The following is a 24,778-nucleotide window of genomic DNA, read 5'->3' as shown; positions in this document are numbered from 1 at the left end:
GCTTATTCTTAACTTGCTAAGTGGGTAGTATTAACTATTCACCTAAATATGCCCCCGATCGGAAAACTTTCTTTAACTTTTTTCAACTAAATTTTCTACAACAATCCGATTCCTTCCTTGCTGTTTAGCCGCATAGAGTGCTTTATCAGTTATAGCAATTAAAATGTCGGGATTAATTTCTGAATTAGGAATAACAGTGGTAACTCCTAAACTTAGGGTAACAAATTCGCTGACACTAGAGGTTCTATGGGAAATTTTAAGAGCTTGAACTCTCTGTCTAATTGATTCTGCTACTTTTAGCGCACCCTTAGCATCAGTGTTGGGCAAAATCACGGCAAATTCTTCACCTCCATATCTGGCTACTAAATCTGTTGAACGTTTAATACAATTATTAATTGTTGATGCTACTTGCTGTAAACAAAAGTCTCCTACAAGATGTCCATAAGTATCATTGTAAAGTTTGAAAAAATCTACATCACATAAAATCAAAGATATGGGTAATTGTTCCCGATACATCTGTAACCATTCTATCCCTAAATATTCATCAAATAAACGACGATTGGCAACTCCTGTTAAACCATCTTGAGTAGCAAGTCGCTCTAGTTCTTGATTAGCTTTCACTAAAGCTGCTTCGGTTCTTTTTAGCTGAATTAGGGAAGCTAATTGGGTAGCTACAGTATGAACCAAATCAACCAACCTTTGTTCCGGTTGGCTTAATTCTTTTTTATAAAATACCAAAATAGTCAAAAGTTTATTATTAGCTAAAATGGGAATACCAAAAGCTGTTTTTAACCCGACTTCCAGAGCATCTTTTTGTCTAATAAACTTCCGGTTAATTTCGACTGAAATATCTTCAACCCACTCAAATTTTTGGGAAGTCCAAATTCTTCCCGGTAATCCATTATTGGGAGGTAATGTTAAAGATTTACTCTTTTCAATAAACTTTTCCAGGCTTTTTTCACTAGTATACCAACCAGTACTATATTCTAATTTACTAATTTTATTATTAGGAACCCAAGCTTCTCCCAAATCCCAGCCAATGGCAAGGCAAACTTGCTGAAGTGTAACTTTTAGAGCATCATTAAAATCTATTGATTTACTAATTAGTTGAGTAGTGGTAAATAGAAATCTAATCTCTTCTTCTACTTTCTGTCTTTCAATAATTTCCAACTGTAGTTGAGCATTTTGCTGATAAAGTTGCTTTTGCAGTTGATGAATAGTTAATTGATTTTCCACCCGAGCTAATACTTCTTCCAATTGAAAAGGCTTAGTAATATAGTCTACTCCTCCGACTTGAAAAGCTTTGACTTTATCTAAAGCTTCATCTAAAGCACTAATAAAAATCACAGGAATATGACGAGTTTTTTCTCCAGATTTCAGTTGTTTGCAAACTTCATAACCGTTGATTTCTGGCATATTTATATCTAGCAATATCAGGTCTGGTTGGCTTACTTCTACCCCTTTTAAAGCTAACTGACCATTGATTGCTTTTCTTACTTGATAACCTTGGGACATGAGCATATTGGACAAAAGCCGTAAGTTGTCCGGGGTGTCATCAACAATTAAGATATCTGCTTTATACTCTGTTGATTTTGATTTACTCATCAGGGCATTCTCTGCTTAGTTCGATAATTATATCCATGCGAAAGTTATCCACTAATTCTACTAGACCCTGAATTAGCTCGGACTGAGTTGCAGGTATTTTTTGAATCAGTTCAGTTACTTCTTGGTCGTTGATAGCGAGTGCTGCTTTGTGTAATTTTGTTAACCATTCTTTTGGCATGATGCGTAAGTCATTGGGGTTAATGATTTTTGCTGGTGGTGGATGAATAGCGGTAGTAGATGATGAATCTTCTTGATAAAGATAACGCAATCCTAAATGTTTAGCCATTTTTTCCAATAGCATTTCTTCCCGAAAAGGTTTAGGTAGAAAGTCGTCACATCCTGATTTTAAGATCTCTGATTGTTGCTCTTGGAAGGCGCTAGCAGTGAGAGCAATTATTACGGTATCGTGACCTTGGGATTGAGATTTAATGTATTTAGTGGCTTCATAGCCGTCCATGATTGGCATTTGCATATCCATCCAAATTAAATGGGGGTGCCAATTTTCCCATAAGGTAATTGCTTGTTGACCGTTTTCTGCTTCGCGGATTTCAAATCCCAAAGGTGTGAGTAATTTTACTACTAATTGTCGATTTTCTTTAATATCTTCAACTATGAGGATACGGTAGATGGGTTGATTGGGTTCTAAACCAATAATTTGCTTTGTGGAAGAGATGGCATTTTGCTCAAGATGTGAAACTACATGAGCAAAAATGTGGAAGGTGAAAGTAGTTCCTTGACTAAGTTGGCTGCAAACTGTTATGTCTCCTCCCATTAATTTGATGAATTGTTGACTAATGGGTAAACCTAAACCTGTTCCTTGTTCTGTCTGGCGACCTGTTTGGGTTTGGACGAAGGGTTGAAATAAATATGAAAGTTCGTTGGGGGCAATTCCTGGGCCTGTATCTTGGACTATAAAGACTATTTTAGTTTCCGGGGTGGAATAAGAGAGATGAGTAGTTTCTGTTTCGTCTAAAAGAACTTGCAATTTGACAATGCCAGTGTGGGTAAATTTGATGGCGTTGCCTAGTAGGTTCAGGAGAACTTGTCGTAATTTACTTTCATCTGTTTGGATATATTGCGGTACTTGGGGAGCAATTTCAAATAGTAGTTGTAGACCTTTGGCATTTGCTTTGAGTTGCAGCAGTTCCTCAATTGAATTGAGTAATTCATGGAGGCAAAAAGAATTTTCGTTTAAGGTAATTTTTCCAGCTTCAATTTTTGCCATCGATAAAATATCGTTGATTAAATCGAGCAAGTGTTCGCCGCTGCGATTAATAATTTCTATGTATTCTTGCTGTTCTAAAGAGAGTGAAGGAGAACGAGCCAGGAGTTGACTAAATCCCAGGATGGCATTTAAAGGAGTACGCAATTCGTGGCTCATTTTAGCGAGGAATTGACTTTTGGCTTTGTTTGCTGCGTCGGCGGCTTCTTTGGCTTTTCTTAATTCTAATGATTGTCTTTGGGTTTGTTCTAATAATTCTGCTTGCTGCAAGGCGACTGCTAGTTGGGTGCCAATTTGTACTACTATGTCAATTTCTGCTTCTTGCCATTGTCGAGGGCTAGAATTTTGATAGTTGGCGAGTAATCCCCAAAGTTTATTGCCACGAAAAATAGGTACGGTGAGATAAGCTTTAGCTTGAAATTGTTCTAAAAGATTGATGTAGCATTGAGGAAAGTTAGCTTGATATATATCTGCTACCGCTAGATAGCTAGCACCACGAGTGTAAGCGCCGCCTTGGGTTTCTTGTAAGTAGGTGTCTTGGATGATATCTTCGGAGGTACCCCAGGTTTTGACAACGCATCTATCTGATTCTAATGAATTAGTCATCATGCCGGGATTTCCTTGATGTGATGTGATTAAAGAAACCCAATTACTAGCTACAGATTCAGCAACAAATTCTCCACTCCAGTCAGGGTTAAAGCGGTAAATGGCGACACGATCGCAGTTGAGAACTTGCCGTAGTTCTGAGGTGGTGGCTTTAAATATTGTTTCTAGGTTTAATGTTTGGCGGATTCTTTCGATGGTTTTGGCGATCGCTTTAGAACGTTCGGCGCTTTCTCGTAAAGCGGCTTCTGATTGCTGGCGTTCTGTGATATCAATTGCCATTGCTGCACCACCAATTACTTGATTGTGATTGTCTACTAAAACTGTGTTATACCATTGACAAATAATTCGTTTACCATCTTTAGTTACATTTTCATTAATGTTAGTGTTTTCGCTACCTTCTTGCATTAATTGTTCTAAAAAATCAGTAACATTTTCCCGTTGCTCTGGCGGTACTAATAATGCGATCGCATTAATATTTTTAAGTTCTTCGGCTTGGTATCCAAAAATCGCTTCTGCTGCTGGATTCCAGGCGACTATTTCAAAGTTTTTATTCCATTCAATGATGGCTACGGGAGTTTGCTGAACAAAAAATGATAGCCTTTTTTGTGATTCTCTGAGTTTGGAAGAGGAGAGTTTGCGATCGGTAATGTCAAACATTAAACCATGCCAAATAATTTCTCCGTTTGGGTGACTTTCTGGTTTAGCAGCTGCTTCTATCCATTTAATTCCTGATGAGGTAACTATTCTACCTTCCCAGCGCCAAGGTTCTAAGGTTTGGGTACAAAGTTGGATGGTTTCATCGTGAATTTTGCGATCGTCGGGATGAATTTTATTGAAAGCTAATTCTAAATTATTTTGAATTTGCTCTGGTTCTAATTCGTAAATTTCTCGGCAAGCCGAACTTATATAAGTTAAATTAAAATTTCCATCTGGTTTTTGAATGATTTCATAAATCATTCCTGGTACGTTGTCTGCTAATTTTTGAAATCTGGCTTCGCTTTGCTTTAAGGCTGCTTCTGTGGTTTTGCGATCGCTAATATCGGTGGCTGCACCAAGAATTTGTTCCGGCTTACCATCGGGGGTTCTACTGAAGACAATTTCTCGACTAAATAGCCAACGCCATTGGTTGTTTTTGTGGCGAATTCGGTACTCAAAATTAATCGTTTCACCATCTTTAATTCTTTCCAGTTTGGTAAATCGTTCTCGCATCATCTGGCGATCGTCTGGATGAATCAGATTCAACCAATCTTTGCTTTGTAAATGTTGTAATTCTTCTGGTGTATAACCAAGTATTCTCACTACTTCTGCATTACTGTAAATACTGCTGATTTCAGGTAAGGTATAAATATACAAAAGATTTGGATTAGCATCTGTTATTGCTTGCAACCAACGTTGACTTTTTTGCAATGCTTCTTCTATTTCTTTGCGTTGGGAAATATCTTCAATTATCCCGATAAAATACTGAGGATTTCCTTCGCAATCTCGCACTAATGAAGTACTAATATTTACCCACTTAATTTGACCATTTTTCCTAACTAAACGTTTTTCTACCGAACAGTTGCCAATTTTTCCTGCTAAAAGTTGATTGATATAAATTAAACATCTGTATATTTCTTCTGGAAGAGTCCACTGTTGCCAACACAGTTGTAATAATTCGGATTCTGAATATCCTGTAATTTGACAAAACTGTTTGTTGACTCGGAGAAATTGACCAGTGAGAGATAACTGAGTCATTCCTACCGCAGCTTGCTCAAAGATGGCGCGGAAACGCTCTTCGCTTTCTCTGAGTGCTTCTTGTGCTTGTTTCTCTGAGGTAATATCGCGGAAAGTTATAGCTAAACCATCAGCTAATTTAACAGCAATAATTTGCAACCAGCTTTGGATATTTTCGTGCTTATAATAAATTTTTGTATTCAGAGTTTCGCCTGTTACCACTACTTTTACGTAAGCATCAAATAAACCGTTTTTTCGATGACCAGGAAATTCTTTTAATAGGTATCTACCTACCAGATAATCACCTGTACGCTGCTTAATTTTTTCGGCACTTTTATTTAGTAACAGATATTTGAAATCTATAATATTTCCTTGGGAATCGCGGACAGAAGCTAAGGCAGTTATTCCATCTAAAGAACTGTTTAATATACTAGCTATAAGAGATTGGGTTTCTTGGAGATGTTGATTTTGTGTTTGGAGTTGTTTTTGTAAGTTTTTAATAGTGAGTTGATTTTCGATGCGAGCTAATACTTCTTCTACTTGAAATGGTTTGGTAATATAATCTGTGCCACCAACGCGAAAAGCTTTAACTTTTTCAGAAACTTGGTCTAATACACTTAAGAAAATTACTGGTACATCTTTAGTTTGGAAATTTTCTTTAAGTTTCCGACAGACTTCATAGCCATTAATTTCTGGCATCATGATATCTAAAAGTATTAAGTCTGGTGGAAAGGCGATCGCATATTTTAAAACCAATTCTCCTGAAATAGCTCTTTTAACGCTGTATCCTTTTTGATTGAGAACATCAGACAAGAATCTTAGGTTACTAGGTTGATCGTCAACTATTAAGATTTTTGTCTTGGCATTTTCAGTTTTTCTGTGGTTATACCTGTTTTCTGATGGCAACATACCTTTAAATTACTTTATAGCTGAGTTTGTTATACGAACTATTATGTCAAGCCTAAAATCATTAAGCAAATCCCTTAAAGCATCGGCAAGGGTAGCAGACTCAACTGGCAATTGCTCAATTAGCTGAAAAATTAACTCTTCGTTCAGTTCATTAGCTGCTTGATGCAACTGCACTATCCAATTTTGAGGTACTTTAGCCAGTAAGGGTAAAAAGAATGAATCCGATCTTTGGTTAACAGAATAACGCTTGCGATAAAAAACGTTATTTATTTGAGGTAGATCTTCATAAATATATAGGACTCCTAAGTATTTTGAGATTTTGGCAAAGATTACTTCTTCTTGAAACGGTTTGCGGACAAAATCATCACAACCAATTGCTAAAAACTCTTCTTTCCTTTCTTCAAAAGCACTAGCAGTTAAAGCAATAATTATTGTATGAGGTACACAAAATAAAGTATCAAACATGGAGAATTGGCGATCGCCCATTTCTAGTTGCGTCTCGGTTTTTATCCTTTGCTTTTCCAGGTTTCTAATAGCTTTAGTAGCTTGCAAACCATCCATTACAGGCATTCGCGTATCCATCCAAATTAAGTGCGGTTGCCAATTTGACCACAGGTTAATTGCTTGTTGACCATTTTCTGCTTCTTGCACTTCAAAACCGATCGGTTGCAGTAATTTAACTAACAACAAACGGTTCTCTCTATTATCATCAACCACTAAAATTCGACAAGGTGTTTGTTCTTTCTCTAATCCAATTACTCTTTGCCTTGTTTGCGGCATAATTTCCGCAGCATTCGCCAGGGAAACTTTAATATCAAATTTAAAAGTTGTTCCTTTGCCTAAAACACTACTAACATTAATTTTTCCCCCTAATAATTGCACAAATTTGCGAGTAATTGTTAAACCTAAACCAGTTCCTTCAGCACTTTTTCTTCCAGATTCTGTTTGCATAAAAGCATTAAATAAACTCTCAATTTCTTCTGGTGCAATGCCTACTCCAGTATCTTCAATTTCAAATTCAAGCCTGCATGATTGATGTAAGTTAGAGTCATTTTCACCAATTAAATTGACGCGCAAAGTAATACTTCCAGATTGGGTAAATTTAATAGCATTACTGAGCAAATTAATTAAACTGCTGCGTAATTTTTTCTCATCACTTCTAATATATTGAGGAATTTCTGGTGGTACGATTAACATCATTTTTAATTTCTTTCTTTCAGCTTTGATTTGAAACATTTCTTCCAAACCATCTAAAAGCCTATAAAAATCAAAGCTGTTTTCATCGATTGAAACCACTCCTGATTCTATTTTAGATAATTCCAAAACATCATTAATCAATTCCAATAAATGTGCGCCACTACGATTAATAATTCTCAGGTTTTCAGCTTGATCGCTACTCAGCATACTATCGCGCATCATTACTTGAGCGAAACCTAAAATTGCATTCAGGGGAGTACGCAACTCATGACTCATATTGGCAAGAAACTCAGTTTTAGCTTTAGAAGCTGCGGCGGCGGCTTCTTCTGCTTTTTTGCGTTCAACTATTTCTTCTTGTAATTGCTGATTTTGGGCAATTAGTTGTTTTTGTAATCTACGAATTGTTAGTTGATGTTCAACTCTGGCTAAAACTTCTTCTACATGAAATGGCTTGGTGACATAATCTACACCCCCAACTTGAAAAGCTTTAACTTTATCTAATACTTCATCAGAAGCACTAATAAAAATTACGGGTATTTCCCAAGTTGAAGAATCAATTTTAAGTTGTTCGCACACTTGATAGCCATTCATATCTGGCATTCTAATATCAAGTAAAATTAGGTCTGGTTGGGCCGATCGCGCTGCTCTTAGTGCCATTTTTCCATTAATTACTCCCCGAACTTTATATCCATAATCGGTTAAAGTTGCTGAGAGAACTTGTAGGTTTTCTGGCGTATCGTCAACAATCAAAATGTTTCCTTTATGAACTATGTTATTGCTATCCATTATTTTCAAATCGCTATTTAAAAACCCAAATTTAACTTGTTAATTATGCTGAACTACTTTCTTTGTTCTTCGATTAAGTCGATGATTTTATCACAGCGGAAATTGTCAGCTAAATCAGCAATTAACCGACTAATATGGGCATATTCTGGGGGTACTTGTTCCAGTAAGAGAAAAATTTGTTCATTATCCACAGCATCAGCCGCCTGATATAGCTGGTCAATCCATTCTGGAGGCATTACTTGTAAACAGAAAGACTCAAGATTATGGGATGAACCCATGTTTCCATTTGAACCTGCGGCGAGGTTTTCTTCACTAGTTAATGATGAAATTGGTTGCTCGTAAATATAACGCACCCCTAAATATTGAGCCATTTTTTCTAAAATTACCTGTTCGCGAAATGGTTTAGCGACAAAATCATCGCAGCCTACTGATAGGATAACAGAACGTTCTTCTTCAAAAGCACTTGCTGTTAAAGCAATTATTACGGTTGCTTGACCTTTTAAATGGCTTTTGATGTATTTAGTAGCTTCATAACCATCCATTACAGGCATTCGCATATCCATCCAAATTAAGTGCGGTTCCCAAGTTGACCACATTTCTATTGCTTGCTGACCATTTTCTGCTTCCTGCACAGCAAAGCCAAGGGATGCTAATAGTTTTACTAATAAAAGACGGCTTTCTAAGCGATCGTCAACTACGAGGATACGATACTCAGGTTGTCCTGGTTCGATCGCTACTACTCGACGGGTTTCTTGAGTAGTTTGGATCTGACTTCGATCGGCAATACTAATGGCAATATGAAATTTAAAAATAGTTCCTTTACCCAAGATGCTGCTAACAGTAATGTCTCCTCCCATAAGTTGAACAAATTGGCGGCTAATTGGTAAACCTAAACCAGTTCCTTCTTGCGATCGCCGCCCAGTTTCAGTTTGCATGAATGGTTTAAACAAATTCTCGATTTCTTGCCCAGAAATTCCGGCTCCTGTATCTTCAACTTCAAAAAATAAATAATTTAGGGCATGCTCATTTTCTTTATTTCCAGTTTCATCTGCCAATTTGACTCGCAATGTTACCCCACCTTCGGCGGTAAATTTAATCGCGTTCCCCAAAAGGTTGATTAATACTTGTCGCAGTTTACTTTCATCACTCTCTATATATTGAGGCAGATTCGGATCGCAATCAAAAATTAATTGTAAGCCTTTTTTCTTAGCCTGTAGTTCTAACATTTCATCTAGGCTATTTAACAGGTGATACAGGTCAAAAGTATTTTTATCTACTGTTACCCGTCCCACTTCAATTTTAGACATTTGTAAAATATTGTTGATTAGTTGAAGTAAATGTTCTCCACTGCGGTTAATAATTCCTAATTGTTCTTGTTGCTGAGGTTTTAAAGATAAATCGCGCAATAATAATTGAGTAAAGCCTAAAATCGCGTTCAACGGAGTCCGTAATTCATGACTCATATTGGAGAGAAATTCACTTTTGGCGCGGTTGGCTCGATCGGCTGCTTCTTTTGCTTGTTGTAATGCTAATTCGGCTTGTTTGCGATCGGTAATATCTTGGCTAACAGCAATCACACAAGTTTCCCCACTTATTTCGATGATTTCTGCTGCTAGTAATGCAGTTTTAATATCTCCATCTTTGGTGCGAAAATCAAACTCAAAGTTGCGAATTCTGCTTTTTCCCGTTAGCAGCTGAAACAGGCCGACGCGATCGGATAAGTTCACCCATAAATTTAAGTCGATCGCTGTACTACCTATGATCTCTTTGCTGCTATAACCAATCATTTGGCAAAAAGCATCATTTACTTCAATATGACGACCATCACTGAGCCTGGTAATAGTAATTGGATTTGGAGAGGAGCGAAAAGCTTTGGCAAACTTTTCCTCGGAAAGACGCAATGCTGCTGTACGTTCTTCAACAATACTTTCTAACTTTTGATTCATGCGCTGGAGTTGAGCATTTTGCTCTGCCAGCTGTTCTTCTAACAAGTAGCTATGTACGGCTTCTTTAACAGTTAGTTTTAAATCTTCGCTTTGCCAAGGTTTGGCGATATAACGATACAATCGAGCATATTTAATCGCATGAGCCACTGCTTCCAAATCTGCTTGACCAGTGAGCATAATTTTGAGAGTTTTAGGAATTATTTGATGAATCAGCTTTAATAATTCATCTCCTTTTAGATCGGGCATGATATAATCACAAATAACCAAAGGAATCTGATAGTTATCTGCTAATAATTCTTCAATTAACTCTAAAGCATCAGCGCCATTCTCCGCCGTTTCAATCAAATAATCATTGCCTAATATTGCCTTGAGTTCTATTTTTAAACTATCGAGGATCGTTGTTTCATCATCAACACAGAGGACGATCGGTTTTTTCATAGTAGCTCCCATTTATAAATTTGCTTTATTTATCTTATTTTTTGAAACTACCCAAGTAATTTTTTAGTAACTTTGCTTATACTCAGATCTTGCACGCTTGAGGCAGAGCCTCCATTCTTCGTTCCATTTGTTCAACCTGGGAACGAGGACACAGGAGGTGGAACCTCCGTTGGTGCAAGATCTCAGTATAGTCGTTCCAAACCAGATTTAATCGTGTCAATTAATTCATCACTACTCCAAGGTTTGTATAAGCAATTGTGTAATGCTGCTTTTTCTTTAGCACGTTGAATTGCTGTTTCATCAGCTTGTCCAGTCAGCATAACTTTAATGATGTTGGGATATTTTTCATGCACGCGAATCAAAAATTCATCGCCTTTAATCCCAGGCATTAACCAATCAGAAACAATTACTAAAATATCCGTTTCTTCTGATTGTAATTCTTCGATAATTTCTAAGGCTTCATCGGCACTTTCGGCTACTTCATAAGTATAAGCATCGCCAAATTCTTTTTTTAGTTGAATTTTTAAGCTGTTTAATACTACGGCTTCATCATCAACACACAAAATTGCTGGTTTAGACATGATTATTTGCTCCTTAATTTGATGTAATTTTGTTAGTAAACCTTTGGCTTAGTTGTTAGTATTGAATGGTAAATTTACAGTGAAAGTGGTTTCTCCTGGAACACTTTCTACTAAAATTTTTCCCTCATGTTTTTGAATTATTTTTTGCACAATGTCCAATCCTAAACCGCTACCTTCTCCGGGAGGTTTAGTAGTGAAAAATGGTTCAAAGATCCTTGGCATTACTTCGGGAGCAATTCCCTTGCCACTATCAGTTATACTAACTAACAAGCTATCACCTTGATGAGTGACGCTAATAGTTAAATGACCTTTGTAGTCCATTGCCTGAATTGCGTTATGAATTAAATTTGTCCATACTTGGTTTAATTCATCGGGGTAACATAATAAAGATGGTAAATTAGATTCATAGTTTCTGGTGACTTCTATGCCATGTTTTAGTTGATTAGTATAGAGAGTTAAAACTGTGTCTATACCTTCTGTAATTTGCGATCGCACTTTTTCCCCTGAATGATCGTAACGAGCGTAATTTTTTAAAGCAAATACAACCTTGGCGGCTTTTTCTGTCGCTGTTCTAATTGTATCTGTACTTTTTTGAATACTGGCGACTTGGTAAGCTTTTTCTAATATTTGCGATCCATTTTCGTCTTTAAGCAGAGGAACTAGGGGTGAGATGCGATCGGAAATCCCTAAATCCACTAACGTATCGGCAATAGTATCAGCGTTGCTAATTTCCTCTGTTTCTAATTCTTGGATCAAAACTTTTTTTAACTGGCGCTTTTCTTTACTAGATAAACTAGTTCTTTGCTGACTCGATCTCTGTAATATCTCTAAGAAATATTGCTGATATTCCGGCGTTAAAGAGTGGAAAAAATCGGGGAATTCCAACAAGTTTTCTTTCAAAAAATCAGCAATATTTTCTACTGATGAACGGATGGCACCCAAAGGAGTATTAATTTCATGTGCTATTCCCGCCACAAGTTGTCCTAAAACCGCCATTTTTTCTGATTGGATTAACTGTTCCTGAGTATTTCGTAGTTGTTGGACAATTACTTCTAAATCGTGATTTTTAATGGTCAGACTTTTTTGCAACTCACGAATTGCTAAATGGGTTTCAACTCTGGCTAAAACTTCTTCTACTTGAAATGGTTTAGTGATATAATCTATTCCCCCAACTTGAAAGGCTTGTACTTTATCTAACACATCATCTAAAGCACTAATAAATATTACGGGTATTTCCCTTGTTAATTCATCTTCTTTTAATTTTTGACAGACTTCATAGCCATTCATTTTCGGCATATTAATATCCAGTAAAATCAAGTCTGGTGGCATAGCTTTAGCACCTGTTAATGCTAGTTCGCCATCCATAACCGGACGAACTTTATAACCTTTTTCGGTTAACATTCCTACTAAAAGACGCAGATTAGCTGGAGTGTCATCAACAACTAAAATGTTAGCCTGATTAGTTTTTTTAAATTCCTGATTCATCGCTACTTATATTCCTCCTTAACCTGCTGCTATTAAATGCAAGATTTTTTCATACTCAAAATTATCCATATAATGCTTAATTGAGCTTGCTACACCGGGATTATACTGAGAAATTTCTGCAATTATACTGATAGCTGAATCTAGATCAATACTAATTATTGCTTGCTTTAAATTGGCGAGTAATTGCTTAGGTATATTCTCTAAATCATTTGCTGTCAGTACATGATTAGTAACCTCTGATAATGAAGGTGAATCATCACTCTTATCCTCATAAATATAGCGTACTCCGATATGACGATTCATGATTTCAAAAATCTCTGCTTCCCGGAATGGTTTACGCAGAAAGTCATCGCAACCTGCGGATAACACAACAGTTCTTTCTTCTTCAAAAACGCTAGCAGTTACAGCAATAATAGCGGTAGCTTGACCTTTTGTGGTTGCTTTAATATGCTTGGTAGCAGTGTAGCCATCCATGACTGGCATTCGCATATCCATCCAAATTAAATGCGGTTCCCATTTTTCCCAGATGGCGATCGCTTCCTCACCATTACAAGCTTCCCGCAATGCAAAACCCAGCGGATTTAACAATTTAACTAAAAGTTGGCGATTTAACGCTTTATCATCAACAATCAAAATTCGATAACAGGGTTGATTCGCCTCCAAACCAATAACTTGGCGACTAGACTTATAAGTTGGAACTTCTGCACTATCAACAATTTGAGCTTGGATATAAAATTTAAAAATTGTCCCTTGATTGATTACGGAATTAACGCTGATTTCTCCACCCATTAATTGCACAAATTGTTGGCTAATAACTAAGCCTAACCCTGTTCCTTCTTGAGAATCTTTTCCGGTTTTAGTTTGCACAAAAGCGGCAAATAAATTCTTTAACTCCTCTGGTGCAATACCAGAACCAGTATCTTCAACTTCAAAGTAAATCTTGATTTTTTCCCCGTCATCACTTGTAATTTTTTGTTCAACAAATTGCCAATTACTATTTTCTAATGACACCCTGACTGACACACCACCCTCTTGAGTGAATTTGAGTGCATTATTCAGCAGGTTAATTAAAATTTGGCGTAACTTAACTTCATCAGTACGAATATACTGGGGTAAATTGGGATGAAGTTCAAACACTAACTGTAAATTTTTATCGTCAGCCTTCAGGTAAAACATATCTTCCAAATCGTTAAGCAGACGATGAAGATCGAAGCTTTTTTCGTTTAAGGCAGTTCGTCCAGCTTCAATTTTAGATAAATCTAAGATATTATTAATTAGAGTTAATAAATGCTCTCCACTCCGCATAATAATACCAATGTTTTCTCTTTGTTCGGGGTGCAAATTCTTCTGGCGAGTGATAATTTGGGAAAATCCTAAAATTGCATTTAGAGGTGTCCTTAACTCATGACTCATATTAGCCAGAAATGTACTTTTTGCTTGATTAGCCACTTCAGCTGCTTCTTTAGCTTTAACTAATTCTGTTGTCCGTTCTGCCACTCGTTGTTCTAAGTTTGTAAATAATTCTTGTAGTTGTTCTGCCATTGAATTAAAAGATTTAGCTAATTCCCCTAATTCATCAGAACGTTCTACTTCTATGGTTTTTTCCCACTCACCTTTAGCAATATATTTAGCTGCTTTATTTAAGCGCAAAATTGGTTTAGTCACCCAACGAGCAGTTAAAATCCCAGTAATTATGGCTAATCCTAAAGCTGCTAAACATAACATAATTGTCATGCGGTTATTAGCATCAATTCGTTCCGTAAAATCTGCTTCGGGAACTACTACCACAATCAACCAATCTAAACCATTTCCATCTTGAAAGGGCAAAATTTTTACGAATTGCTGCTTACCATTGACAGGAAAGTTTACTTGTTGAGGCAATTGGATTTGGTTTGATTTTGGCAAATTGCTGAATAAATATTGAGCCGTTGCTTTAGTTAATAGGTTACTGCTATCTTCGGCTCTGATTAATTTTCTAGTTTTGTCTGTCTCAATCCGAAAAGGTTTTTCTGCGGTAGAAGTTGCTAGGAGTGTGCCATTTCTTTCGATAATAAATGCTTGTCCAGTTTTACCAATTTTTAAACTGTTGAGAAAGTCACCAACATGATCTAAACGTAAAGCAGTATGTACTACTCCTTGTAATTCATTTCCTTTGGGGTTGTAAACTGGTTCGACAGCACTAATTAGTAAAGTTGGTTCTAAAAGCGAAATAAAAACATCACTCCAAGTTGATTTGCCTGTTTTGACTGCGTTTTTATACCATAACCAAGTGCGGGGATCAAAATCTCCCTTAGTCATTGCAGCAACAGAAGTCCGATCGCCCAATTCATTAGTATGATAAGAAATGAAATTATTATTAACCGCTGTTCCTCCCACATTCATCATTAAATCACCATTCGACATTCTTTCCCCAGAACGATACTCTCCTTTCTCATTAGCTACAGCAGTAAAATTAATGTAAGGATATAATTGCACTTGATGCCAAAGATACTTTTCCCAAGCATCGAATTCTGTCATATTTAAGTAGCCCAATTTAATCATATCGAGCTTATTGTGATTGATTAAATGCGGAGTTCCTACATAAACTTGCAGGTTTTGCTTAACGCGATCGCCAACCTCATTCATTAATTGACTAGCTAGATCGTTGACTGCTTGTTCACCATTTCTAAAAGAAAGATATCCAACTATTCCCACTGTTCCGAGAATTTGCAACACAAAAGGAACTATTAATACAGTCCTTAAAGGAACTCTTCCCGCAGCTTTGCTCATCCAGCGATCGATCGATTTGATTAACATACTTTATTAACGGCTCTTTCATTTATTAAGGAGACATAGAACTTACCCCGATCTCAAATCGGTATTAGTTTCTCTTTTTCAGGTTAAGAGAAACCTAAAAACTTAGTAAAATTATATTGTACTTAATTTTCGTTAAACTTAGGTAAATAAAATTTTGTTTTCCATTCGATTAGATAATACCAAATATATAACACCAAAAACCTTACCTTTTGGTGCTTTAGGGAACTATTCATTAATATGGTAACTTACAATAAAATCAGCCCTTGACGAGCGCCCAAAATTACTGCCTCAGTGCGGCTAGAAGCATTGAGTTTACTAAAGATTGAGGCAATGTGAAATTTCACTGTATGCTCAGAAATCCCTAGCCGACGAGCAATAGTTTTATTACCCAAACCTTCAGCCAGCATAGTTAAAACTTCAATCTCGCGACTAGTTAAAGCATGATTTAATTTAGTAGGTATAGGTCGAGTATTGGTAGGTAAAACTGATACTAAAGAATCTACCACATCTGGATGTAAAACTGTTAAACCAGTTGCCGTTGCCGTAATTGCCTGAATAATTTCCTCAGCCGTCGCTTCAATGGGTAAAACGCCACGTACCCCAAAACGCAAAATTTCTGCCAAAGATACAATTTGCCCATTATTTACTAACAAAACGATCGCCAAATTAGCCAATTCCGGTTCCAAAGAAAATAGAGTCGGAGTACCATCATTTTCCGACTCATCCCACTCCCATAACAAAACATCCGGCTGAAGTTGCATCACCTGTTGCGCCAAAGAATCTGAACTAGAGAAACTGCCCACTACATCCAAATTAGAATTAGTAGTAATCAGCGCCTCCAATCCAGACCCGCATCACTACAGAGTTCGCAACTATCAAAACGCGAATCACGCCGCCTCCGCCGAAGAAACTCTGCTGCATAACACCACATCCGCTACCATTCGCCTACCATCACGCTGAAAATTCAGCGTTATTCCATCACCAACATGAGAATTTTCCAGGATGCGAAATAACTCATTTGGCTTATGAAAAGGAATCCCCCTGACACCAGTTAACACATCACCAACTTGCAGTTTCGCAGTTTCCGCTGGACTTCCCGCCTCAATTTCGGTAATTAACAACCCAAAACCAGGTCTACAATTAAAAGCAACTAAAACAGGTTGCAAAGTTACACCTAAATAAGGACGATCGGGATAATTATTCACAAATTGTTGCACCACATTGCTAGGTACAGCAAACCCTCGACCATTCACAATCATGGTGTTAATTCCTATTACCTGACCTTGCACATTTACTAAAGCCCCTCCTGAATTCCCCGGCGCGAGTTTAATATCTGCTTGTATCCAATTGCGCCGACTAAATTCAGTTGATCCAACACTGTGAATAATCCCCGTAGTTACCGCCCCCATTAATCCCAAAGGATTACCTATTGCTAATACTATTTCCCCAACTCGGAGGTTTTCGGAATCTCCTATTTTTGCTGCTGGAAGGTCGGTAGCCTCTACTTTTAATGCCACTAAATCTCGCTGGGGATTTTTAGCAGTAATAGTTGCCATGAAAACTCTGCCATCAGCGAGTTCTACTTCTGTCTTTCCTCTACTGCTAACAACATGATCGTTAGTAATGATGACTCCATCACTACTCCAAATTACCCCAGAACCAACGCCCCTTTTACTGCCTCGTACTTGCACATTTGAACGCCGCAAATCTTCCGTTACTGCTGTTAATTCCGCAGCTAAGTTTGCCCAAATCATCTCTATTTACCTCGTGATTCTAAAGGTGAAAATTCCCAATCCCGTAGGACAGGCATCTTGCCTGTCAGTCCCCCATTATTCCCTTTCCCCGACAATAATTGTTAATTGCGTTAAAGTGCCACCGCGAATAATTTGAGCATTCAAAGGTTTACCTACTCGATCGGGATCGAGCATGGCATGAACATCGCTAACATCATTAATTTGTTTGTCATTTAGCGCCACCAAAATATCACCAATTAATACTCCTGCTTTGTCTGCTGGTGCATCTGGTTCAACGCTAACAATAATTACTCCGCCATTCCCGGAAATATTTAATTGTTTTCGCAGAGGTTGAGGTAGTTGTACTGGTTGCATTCCTAAACCTAAATAACCTGGTTTGCTGCGTTTTCCGGTTAATATTTGCTCAACAACTCGGTTGACAGTAGAAGTAGGAATGGTTAATACTAATTGTCGAGGGCCAGCAGTATTAATCCCGACAACTTTGCCTTGGGCGTTAACTAATGCACCGCCAGAAAAACCGGGATAAAGCATGACTGAAGGACGAATAAATTGGTCTATTTTTCCGCCATGCCAAGTGCGCCAAGTGCCGCCTAAAGCGCTAATTACTCCTAAGCTGGCGCTAATGCCGCTGTCTGGGAAACGTGCGATCGCTAACACCATTTCTCCTACTTTTAATTCTGTACCATCGCTCAAATTTGCTGTAGGTAAAGCCTCGGTTTCTGCTAATCTTAGTAATGCTAAATCAGTGCCAGAGTCGCGCCCAATTAAAGTAGCGGAAATTGTGCGATCGTCCGGCAAAGTAACCGTAATATCTTCATCTCTATTAATTGTATGATCTGCTGTGACTACAATTCCCGATCGCCAATGCACACCCGCAGAAGACATCCGCCTGCGCCCATTCACCGCCACTACAGAACTTCCCGACTGTTCTACAATATCCGCCAAATTGTTCGAGAGTTGTTGTAATAAATTCCCACTCTCTGTTGCTGAAGTTACCATATCATTCCTTTGATGTCGCTTAATTCTAGAATGCAGAATTATCCCCTTTAGCAACATCGGATAAATGGCGAGTAACTTACCTAGAAAAATGGCTAGTAAGTAGGTGTAAATAAATAAAGTGATAATAGTTATTTAAGGATGGGGCGGGCAGGATGCCCACCCCACAAGAAAGCTGTAACTCTTGTGGGGTGGGCAGGATGCCCACCCCACAAGAAAGCTGTAACTCTTGTGGGGCGGGCAGGATGCCCACCCCACAAGAAAGCTGTAACTCTTGTGGGGCGGGCAGGATGCCCACCCCACAAGAAAGCTGTAACTCTTGTGGGGTGGGCATCCTGCCCGCCTTTGTCTCGTTCCCAGGTTCAACCTGGGAACGAAAAACAGAGGCTCTGCCTCTTGGTACTCTGATCTCAGTCAAGGTAAAATTTAATTTTCTGCTTCTACAATAGTCGATCGCCTAAAGTGCCAAACTGCGCCACAAGTAGCGACAAGCAATACTACGATAAGGTTGCCATTTTTGGGCTAATTGTTCGATGGTTTTGGGATCTGGTAATGTGTTTAAGTTGTATAGTTTGGCGAGCGCACTTCGGATACCTAAATCATTCACTGGTAATACATCAGGGCGATGCAAATGGAAAATTAAAAACATTTGTGCTGTCCATTTTCCTATCCCTTTAACTTGCGTCAAAGTTTCAATTACCGCCTCATCTTCCATTAATGTTAATTCTGGTAAAGTCGGTAATCCTTGCTCAATTTTTAAAGCTAAATCTTTTAAATAACTAATTTTCGGGCGGGAAATCCCTACACTGCGAAGTATCTCATCTGGAGTTTCGAGAATTGCTTGGGCTGTTAATTGGCGATCGGATTGTTCATACAATAACACAAACCTTTGAAAGATTTTTGTCGCTACTGTAGTAGAAATCTGTTGGAAAATAATTGCTTGGGAAAGTGCAGTTAGTAAATCTAACTTTTCTTGGTAGTAAGTTAATTCTAAAGTTTCACTTCCAATTAGCTCAATTACTTTAGCCAAAATCGGATCGGATTGCTTTAAGTAAGTAATAGCTTGAATTTGTTCCATTACCAAGAAAAATTTAACTTTGAGTTTGGATTATTTTAAAGCAACGTGCAAGATGATTCGATCCCCCTAAATCCCCCTTACCAAGGGGGACTTGAATCTATTTCCCCCCTTTGGTAAGGGGGGTTAGGGGGGATCGAAAACCTCTAAGCTTATAACTAGCAACTTGAGTTGGTATTGTAAAACTTCACTTAATTTGTAGTCATTTATAAGCTAAAATAGTCAACAATTATTTTACTTTAACCCTCTTGAATCAATGACCTGAGTTATCAGGGTGAAATGTCCCGGGACTCTAAGCAACCACTAGTACCATTAGAACCTAAGTTTCAATGCCACTGGATAGCTCCCAAGCAATACATTAACTCAGCGAGATAATCAACAACTAAAGGGGACGAGTAAAAGACTACAAGCAGTCCCAAACGCTCTGCGAGCAATGGGATAGAGGGTGTAGTAGTTCACCCAGTTAGGGTAACACCTACAAAATAAGACCTGAGATATTTGTCTATGGTTTTATGAACTATATTATGCTTCTACCTTCCGCCTTTCTTCTATCATAAGCAAACAGCGCTTTCCGGCAATCAAATCGGAATAGCGCTGTGAGATTTAAATACTTAACAAAAGGGAATTTTATTGCTTACGTTCGATCGCTACAGTCACGTTAGCTACTGTTGCTGCTACAGCTACTACCGCCGCCGCCAAGGGAAATACAACTGTACCGACAACTAAGCCAGGAACACCAACTAACAGAGGAACTTCTGTCAAAACTCGACCCTGTTTGTTTTTAACTACTAGGTAACGATTCTCAGTTTTACCAACTACATTTTTGTAGAAATTAGCTACTGTATCACGGTTAATTTTAACTTCTTCTACCCGCACTTTTTCTTCAGTTTCAGTAGCAGTTTCCACTTCTTCAACAATGGTTGGATCAACAATTACAGTTGGTGCTTGGTTTTCAATTTTTTCAAATTGTGCATTCATTTTTCTGTGCAGGTTTAAACCCACTTCCGAATTCAATTAATTCGATCATGCCTGCTTCTTGCGGGAAAATCAGTGGGAAAACCACACTGTTGAAAGTGGTGTTTACCCTACTACAAGTACTGACTGGTAAGTGGGAAGCAAGGAATAGGGAAATTTTAATTTAACCTGTATCCTTTCCCCTTCCTGAGAGCGTTCTGTCCTATAGTTAAAAACAATTTACAAAAATCATACATTTAAAGGTATAAGTAGTTACAATTACACAGTTAAAAATTACATATTAAAGATCAACTTATTGCGGTAAAGTTAATGGCAACCAATAGGTTGATAAATGTTAACTAGAGCAGAGTTGACAAAAACCCATTGGTCAAAAGATATTAACTTACAGGTTATGATCGTGTTTAATTTTGGTTGTCCCCTGTAAAGTTTTCTAGTATACGAAGGGTTAGATAAGTGTCTGGTAAACAAGAAAAACCGTTAGCGGCACTAGCTATAATGCTAGCTTTGGCAACTACCTCGGCTCCGATCGCAGCTAATTCTACAGCCCGTCCCCTGTTAGCGCAATCATCAAGTACTACTTCCTTTCCGATTCCCAAGGAACTTCCTCGTGGCAAATCATTACGAATTGCTGGTTCTACCAGCATGACCAAAATCAATGAAGCCTTGAAGAAAAATTTTAAAACTAAATATCCGGGTACAGATATTAAATTTTCTTATCAAGGCACCAATGCCGCACTCAAAGCTTTAAGACAAGGAAAAATAGACTTAGCTGCCATTGGTCGCCCCTTGACAAAAGAAGAAAAAGCGCAAGGATTAGTTGCCGTTCCTGTAACTCGCAACAAAATCGCCATCATCGTCGGACGGAATAACAAATTTAACAAAAGTATTACCGCCCAACAGTTTGCGAGAATTTATCGCGGTGAAGTCTCCAACTGGTCAGAAGTTGGTGGAAATCCAGGGAAAATTCGCATAGTCGATCGCCCAGAGAGTAGCGACACTCGGCAAGCATTTTTCACCTATTCCATCTTCCAAAACAACCGCTCTAAAATTAGCCCAAACAGCAAAAAAGTTGCTAAAGATAGCACCGAAGCAGTAATTAGGAACCTGGGAAACAACGGCATTGGGTATGCAATTTCCGATCAGGTAGTCAACAACCGCAGAGTGCGAGTTGTGCCAATGCACAATGCTCTACCGAACAGCGTTCGCTATCCCTTCTCTCAACCACTCAGCTACGTTTACAGAAAATCTAACTTAACTCCAGCAGTAACGGCATTTTTGGGTAATGCCACATCTTCGCAAAACCAAAAGTTAGTTGAAGCTAGTAGAGTGGATGGGGCAATGGCGGCTATTGATGGGAGCACAACCGCCAAACCTCCAGCCGTCAAGCCGAAGGTTCCTCTCCACCAGCGGCAAAACCTAAACCCAAACCTACAGCTGATGCAGTCGCCACTGAGGAATCAAAGGGTGGAATTTCACCTTGGCTTTGGTTGTTGCTGCTGCCCCTGTTTGGTGGGTTAGTTTGGTGGTTGTTCAAAGGTCGAGGTGGCAGAGGTGCTGCCCCTGTTGTTCCGCCTGTAGTTCCACCCCATACTCCTGAAAGCCGAATTACTCTTACACCTGGTAGATCTCAGGATGCTTACGCCCATTGGCAAGTTCCCGCTCGCGTCAAGGAAGAAATGCGGCGACAAGGTGGGCAAAAAATGAAGCTGCGTCTTTATGATGTCACTGATATTGACATGGATCGGCAACCACCTCACAGCGTTAAGGAATTTGACTGTAGCGAACAGCAACAGGATTTACATTTGCCGATCGAACTTCCCGATCGCGATTATATTGTCGAACTTGGTTATCTCACCAACGATCATCGCTGGCTGAGTGTAATTCGTTCTCTTCATGCCAGAATTCCAGCTGCGGTACCAACAGATAGCAGTACACCCGCAACAACCCCAGTAGGTGCAGATGTAACCGCTAATCAACCATCTCCCGTTGTAGACGAAAGTCGATTAATTTTAGTTCCCCAAAGTTCCCAAGATGCTTATGCTTGTTGGGAAATTCCCGCAGAACGTAAAGCCGCATTGCAGAAATTGGGTGGGAAAAAACTAGCATTACGAGTTTATGACACCACTGGAGGCATTGACTTAGATGGGCAACAAGCTCATAGTATGTGGCAATATGGCTGCGATGAACAAAGCTCTAATTTGCATATTCTGATCTCTCAATGCGATCGCGATTACACAGCCGAGATCGGTTACATTACTGAAGATGGACAATGGCTAAAAATTGCCCGTTCTTCACCAGTGCTAATCAACAGCGAAGTTAAAGATAGTGAAATTCCCACCGTTGTCGCTGCTGAAACTCCCATCATTCCAGAAAATCGGTTAATTCTAGTACCGAAAAACTCCCAAGAAGCTTATGCTTGCTGGGAGATTTCCCCAGAAAAGCAGGCAGAAATACAACAGTTGGGTGGGAAAAAACTAGTATTGTGCCTTTATGACACCACCGGAGGCATTGACTTAGATCTGCAATCAGCTAATAGTGAGTGGCACTACGACTGCAACGAACATCCGAATTTACAGATTCCCATTGCTCAAAGCGATCGCGATTACACAGCCGAGATCGGTTACATTACCGATTATGGACAATGGCTAAAAATTGCCCGTTCTTCACCAGTGCGAATCAACAGCGAAGTTCAAGATAATGAAACTCCTGTCGCTGCTGCGTTAGCTGATCCGATCGTTGCTTCTGAAACTCCCGTCCAAAAAGAAAGTCGGTTAACTCTGTTCACGAGAAACTCCCAAGAAGCTTATGCTACCTGGGAAATTACAAGAGAAAAACAGGCACAACTGCAAGAATTGGGTGGGAAAAAATTAGTATTGTACCTTTATGACATCACTGGAGGCATTGACTTAGATCTGCAACCAGCCAATAGTCAGTGGCAATACGACTGCGACGAACAAAGTCCGAATTTGCAGATTCCAATTGCTCAAAGCGATCGCGATTACATAGCCGAGATCGGTTACATTACCGATTATGGACAATGGCTAAAAATTGCCCGTTCTTCACCAGTGCGAATCAACAGCGAAGTTCAAGATAGTGGAATTTCCACCGCTGCTGAAGTTGCGTTAGCCGATCCGATCGTAGAACAACCAACTTCTGAAACTCCTGTAACACAAGAAAATTGGTTAATTCTAGTACCAAGAAACTCTCAAGATGCTTACGCTTCCTGGAAAATTCCACCAGAGAAACAGGCAGAATTACCAACATTGGGTGAGAAAAAACTAGTATTGCGACTTTATGACACCACTGGAGGCATTGACTTAGATCGGCAACAAGCTCATTGTGTGCGAGATTACGAGTGCAACGAACAAAACACAGAATTACATATTGCACTTCCCCAGATCGATCGCGATTATGTAGCTGAGTTAGGTTACATTACCGTTGATGGAAGATGGCAAAAAATTGCCCGTTCTTCACTAGTGCAAATCAAAAGCGAAGTCGAAGATAGCGAAATTCCCGCCACAGATGCAACTCCCGTAGTTTACAAACCAACTCCCATCACCACAGAAACTCAAGTATGGTTAATAGTCCGTGACTTGAAAAGTGCAGATGTTTACTGGGAAATTTCCGAAGCACAAAAAGCCGAGTTGCAAACAGTTGAGAAAACACTGCTGTTGCGAGTTTACGACATTACAGGGATTGACTTCAACAAACAACCAGCGAATAGCTTGCAGGAGTACGAATGCGATCCCAACTCTACGAATTTACGGGTGGTGATTCCGCAGAGCGATCGCGATTACATCGCCGAGTTAGGCTACATTACTAATGATGGTGAATGGCTAAAATTTGCGCGTTCTGCTTCCCTGCGAATTGTTAGTCCACGAAAAGAAGTTTCTGTAGAATCGATCGACGCGAAAATCACACCCCCAAAAGCACCATCCGGTTTTATCGGTAACGTCGCGCAAGTCATTTCCGAAGGAGTGAGCAATGTTGCCAAAGTAATAACCAATGTAGTGGCAGATCCCAGCAAAACAACCACCAATTTAAATGGAAATGCCAAAACAGTTGGTGCCACAGTTAACGGAAGTAAAGCCGCAGTTGCGGAACTGGGAACAGCTGCTACAAATAATACTGGCACAAATGGTAAAGCTGCGAGCAAGAGCGAATGTCGGATTATCTTAGTACCTTTTAATGCTAAGGATGCTTACGCTTATTGGGAAGTTTCCGAAGATTATAAGCTAGCTCTGAGGCAACAAGGTGGCAAAACCTTTATGCTGCGCGTTCATGATGCCACTGATTTGGATATCGATCGTCAGCAACCGCACAACACTCAAGAGTATCTGTGCCAAGAAACACAACAAGATCGGCACGTTTCGGTTCCGGCACGCGATCGCGACTACATTGCAGAAGTCGGTTACTATACCGATGATGGTCGCTGGTTGCGCTTAATTCGCTCTTTCCATGTTCGCATACCTCTAGAAGGTAAATCCAAATGGGTATCCGTCTAAAGCCGGACATTGTAGAAACGTTGTAAATTATGTAGAGACGTTATATATAACGTCTCTACATAATTGCACCAAGGCTAAAAACCTGGTTTGGAGATGTTACATATAACGTCTCTACATAATATGTAATTAACCGAACTATCATCAGCATCTCCTAAAAATTTAGTCAATTATTTAAGCCAGGAAATGAAA

General features: G+C 39.0%; 14 protein-coding genes. 2 read left to right on the top strand and 12 right to left on the bottom strand.

Features of this window, described 5'->3' with window-relative positions:
- Positions 1-72: 72 nt before the first annotated feature.
- From ACE1CI_RS07255 to ACE1CI_RS07200, 12 genes are all read right to left on the bottom strand, one after another.
- Positions 73-1,605: a diguanylate cyclase domain-containing protein gene (locus tag ACE1CI_RS07255; protein ID WP_413266886.1), complete on the bottom strand. Its 1,533-nt coding sequence runs from the start codon at positions 1,603-1,605 to the stop codon at positions 73-75.
- Positions 1,598-6,055 (bottom strand): PAS domain S-box protein, encoded by a 4,458-nt coding sequence (locus ACE1CI_RS07250; protein ID WP_496615301.1) that lies wholly within the window; start codon positions 6,053-6,055, stop codon positions 1,598-1,600. Before ACE1CI_RS07250 ends, ACE1CI_RS07255 begins: the two co-directional genes overlap by 8 nt.
- 9 nt (positions 6,056-6,064) lie before the next feature.
- Positions 6,065-8,038: a response regulator gene (locus tag ACE1CI_RS07245; protein ID WP_413266888.1), complete on the bottom strand. Its 1,974-nt coding sequence runs from the start codon at positions 8,036-8,038 to the stop codon at positions 6,065-6,067.
- A gap of 53 nt (positions 8,039-8,091) precedes the next feature.
- Positions 8,092-10,434 (bottom strand): response regulator, encoded by a 2,343-nt coding sequence (locus tag ACE1CI_RS07240; RefSeq protein ID WP_413266889.1) that lies wholly within the window; start codon positions 10,432-10,434, stop codon positions 8,092-8,094.
- A gap of 170 nt (positions 10,435-10,604) precedes the next feature.
- The gene (locus tag ACE1CI_RS07235; RefSeq protein WP_413266890.1) at positions 10,605-11,003 is read right to left on the bottom strand and encodes a response regulator; all 399 of its coding nucleotides are present in this window, start codon (positions 11,001-11,003) and stop codon (positions 10,605-10,607) included.
- Between the two features lie 48 nt (positions 11,004-11,051).
- On the bottom strand, positions 11,052-12,488 hold the full coding sequence (locus ACE1CI_RS07230; protein ID WP_496615300.1) for a response regulator: 1,437 nt from the start codon (positions 12,486-12,488) through the stop codon (positions 11,052-11,054).
- Positions 12,489-12,506: 18 nt separating this feature from the next.
- Positions 12,507-15,284, bottom strand: coding sequence for an ATP-binding protein (locus ACE1CI_RS07225; RefSeq protein ID WP_413266892.1), 2,778 nt, complete (start codon positions 15,282-15,284; stop codon positions 12,507-12,509).
- Positions 15,285-15,529: 245 nt separating this feature from the next.
- Positions 15,530-16,126, bottom strand: a complete 597-nt coding sequence (locus ACE1CI_RS07220; protein WP_496615299.1) for a LuxR C-terminal-related transcriptional regulator — start codon at positions 16,124-16,126, stop codon at positions 15,530-15,532.
- Positions 16,127-16,171: 45 nt separating this feature from the next.
- Positions 16,172-17,038 (bottom strand): S1C family serine protease, encoded by an 867-nt coding sequence (locus tag ACE1CI_RS07215; RefSeq protein ID WP_413266894.1) that lies wholly within the window; start codon positions 17,036-17,038, stop codon positions 16,172-16,174.
- Positions 17,039-17,113: 75 nt separating this feature from the next.
- On the bottom strand, positions 17,114-18,037 hold the full coding sequence (locus tag ACE1CI_RS07210) for a S1C family serine protease (protein ID WP_413266895.1): 924 nt from the start codon (positions 18,035-18,037) through the stop codon (positions 17,114-17,116).
- Between the two features lie 454 nt (positions 18,038-18,491).
- Complete coding sequence (locus ACE1CI_RS07205; protein WP_413268393.1) at positions 18,492-19,112, bottom strand: DNA-3-methyladenine glycosylase family protein; 621 nt, start codon at positions 19,110-19,112, stop codon at positions 18,492-18,494.
- A gap of 624 nt (positions 19,113-19,736) precedes the next feature.
- Positions 19,737-20,087 (bottom strand): DUF4342 domain-containing protein, encoded by a 351-nt coding sequence (locus tag ACE1CI_RS07200; RefSeq protein WP_413268394.1) that lies wholly within the window; start codon positions 20,085-20,087, stop codon positions 19,737-19,739.
- A gap of 450 nt (positions 20,088-20,537) precedes the next feature.
- Between ACE1CI_RS07200 and ACE1CI_RS07195 the strand changes: the two genes are divergently transcribed.
- The gene (locus tag ACE1CI_RS07195) at positions 20,538-21,602 is read left to right on the top strand and encodes a substrate-binding domain-containing protein (protein ID WP_496615298.1); all 1,065 of its coding nucleotides are present in this window, start codon (positions 20,538-20,540) and stop codon (positions 21,600-21,602) included.
- Positions 21,575-24,589, top strand: a complete 3,015-nt coding sequence (locus ACE1CI_RS07190; protein ID WP_496615297.1) for a DUF4912 domain-containing protein — start codon at positions 21,575-21,577, stop codon at positions 24,587-24,589. The genes ACE1CI_RS07195 and ACE1CI_RS07190 overlap by 28 nt, the downstream gene beginning before the upstream one ends.
- Positions 24,590-24,778: the final 189 nt, after the last annotated feature.

Origin of the sequence: Floridaenema flaviceps BLCC-F50, assembly GCF_041929275.2 — a bacterium.
In the GTDB taxonomy this organism is placed as follows: Bacteria; Cyanobacteriota; Cyanobacteriia; order Cyanobacteriales; family Aerosakkonemataceae; genus Floridanema; species Floridanema flaviceps.
This window is presented reverse-complemented; position numbering and strand designations above follow the sequence as displayed.

Coding starts and splice junctions, on each gene's coding strand:
- ACE1CI_RS07255 (WP_413266886.1), bottom strand. CDS start 1,605: ATGAGTAAATCAAAATCAACAGAGTATAAAGCAGATATCTTAATTGTT.
- ACE1CI_RS07250 (WP_496615301.1), bottom strand. CDS start 6,055: ATGTTGCCATCAGAAAACAGGTATAACCACAGAAAAACTGAAAATGCC.
- ACE1CI_RS07245 (WP_413266888.1), bottom strand. CDS start 8,038: ATGGATAGCAATAACATAGTTCATAAAGGAAACATTTTGATTGTTGAC.
- ACE1CI_RS07240 (WP_413266889.1), bottom strand. CDS start 10,434: ATGGGAGCTACTATGAAAAAACCGATCGTCCTCTGTGTTGATGATGAA.
- ACE1CI_RS07235 (WP_413266890.1), bottom strand. CDS start 11,003: ATGTCTAAACCAGCAATTTTGTGTGTTGATGATGAAGCCGTAGTATTA.
- ACE1CI_RS07230 (WP_496615300.1), bottom strand. CDS start 12,488: ATGAATCAGGAATTTAAAAAAACTAATCAGGCTAACATTTTAGTTGTT.
- ACE1CI_RS07225 (WP_413266892.1), bottom strand. CDS start 15,284: ATGTTAATCAAATCGATCGATCGCTGGATGAGCAAAGCTGCGGGAAGA.
- ACE1CI_RS07215 (WP_413266894.1), bottom strand. CDS start 17,038: ATGATTTGGGCAAACTTAGCTGCGGAATTAACAGCAGTAACGGAAGAT.
- ACE1CI_RS07210 (WP_413266895.1), bottom strand. CDS start 18,037: ATGGTAACTTCAGCAACAGAGAGTGGGAATTTATTACAACAACTCTCG.
- ACE1CI_RS07205 (WP_413268393.1), bottom strand. CDS start 19,112: ATGGAACAAATTCAAGCTATTACTTACTTAAAGCAATCCGATCCGATT.
- ACE1CI_RS07200 (WP_413268394.1), bottom strand. CDS start 20,087: ATGAATGCACAATTTGAAAAAATTGAAAACCAAGCACCAACTGTAATT.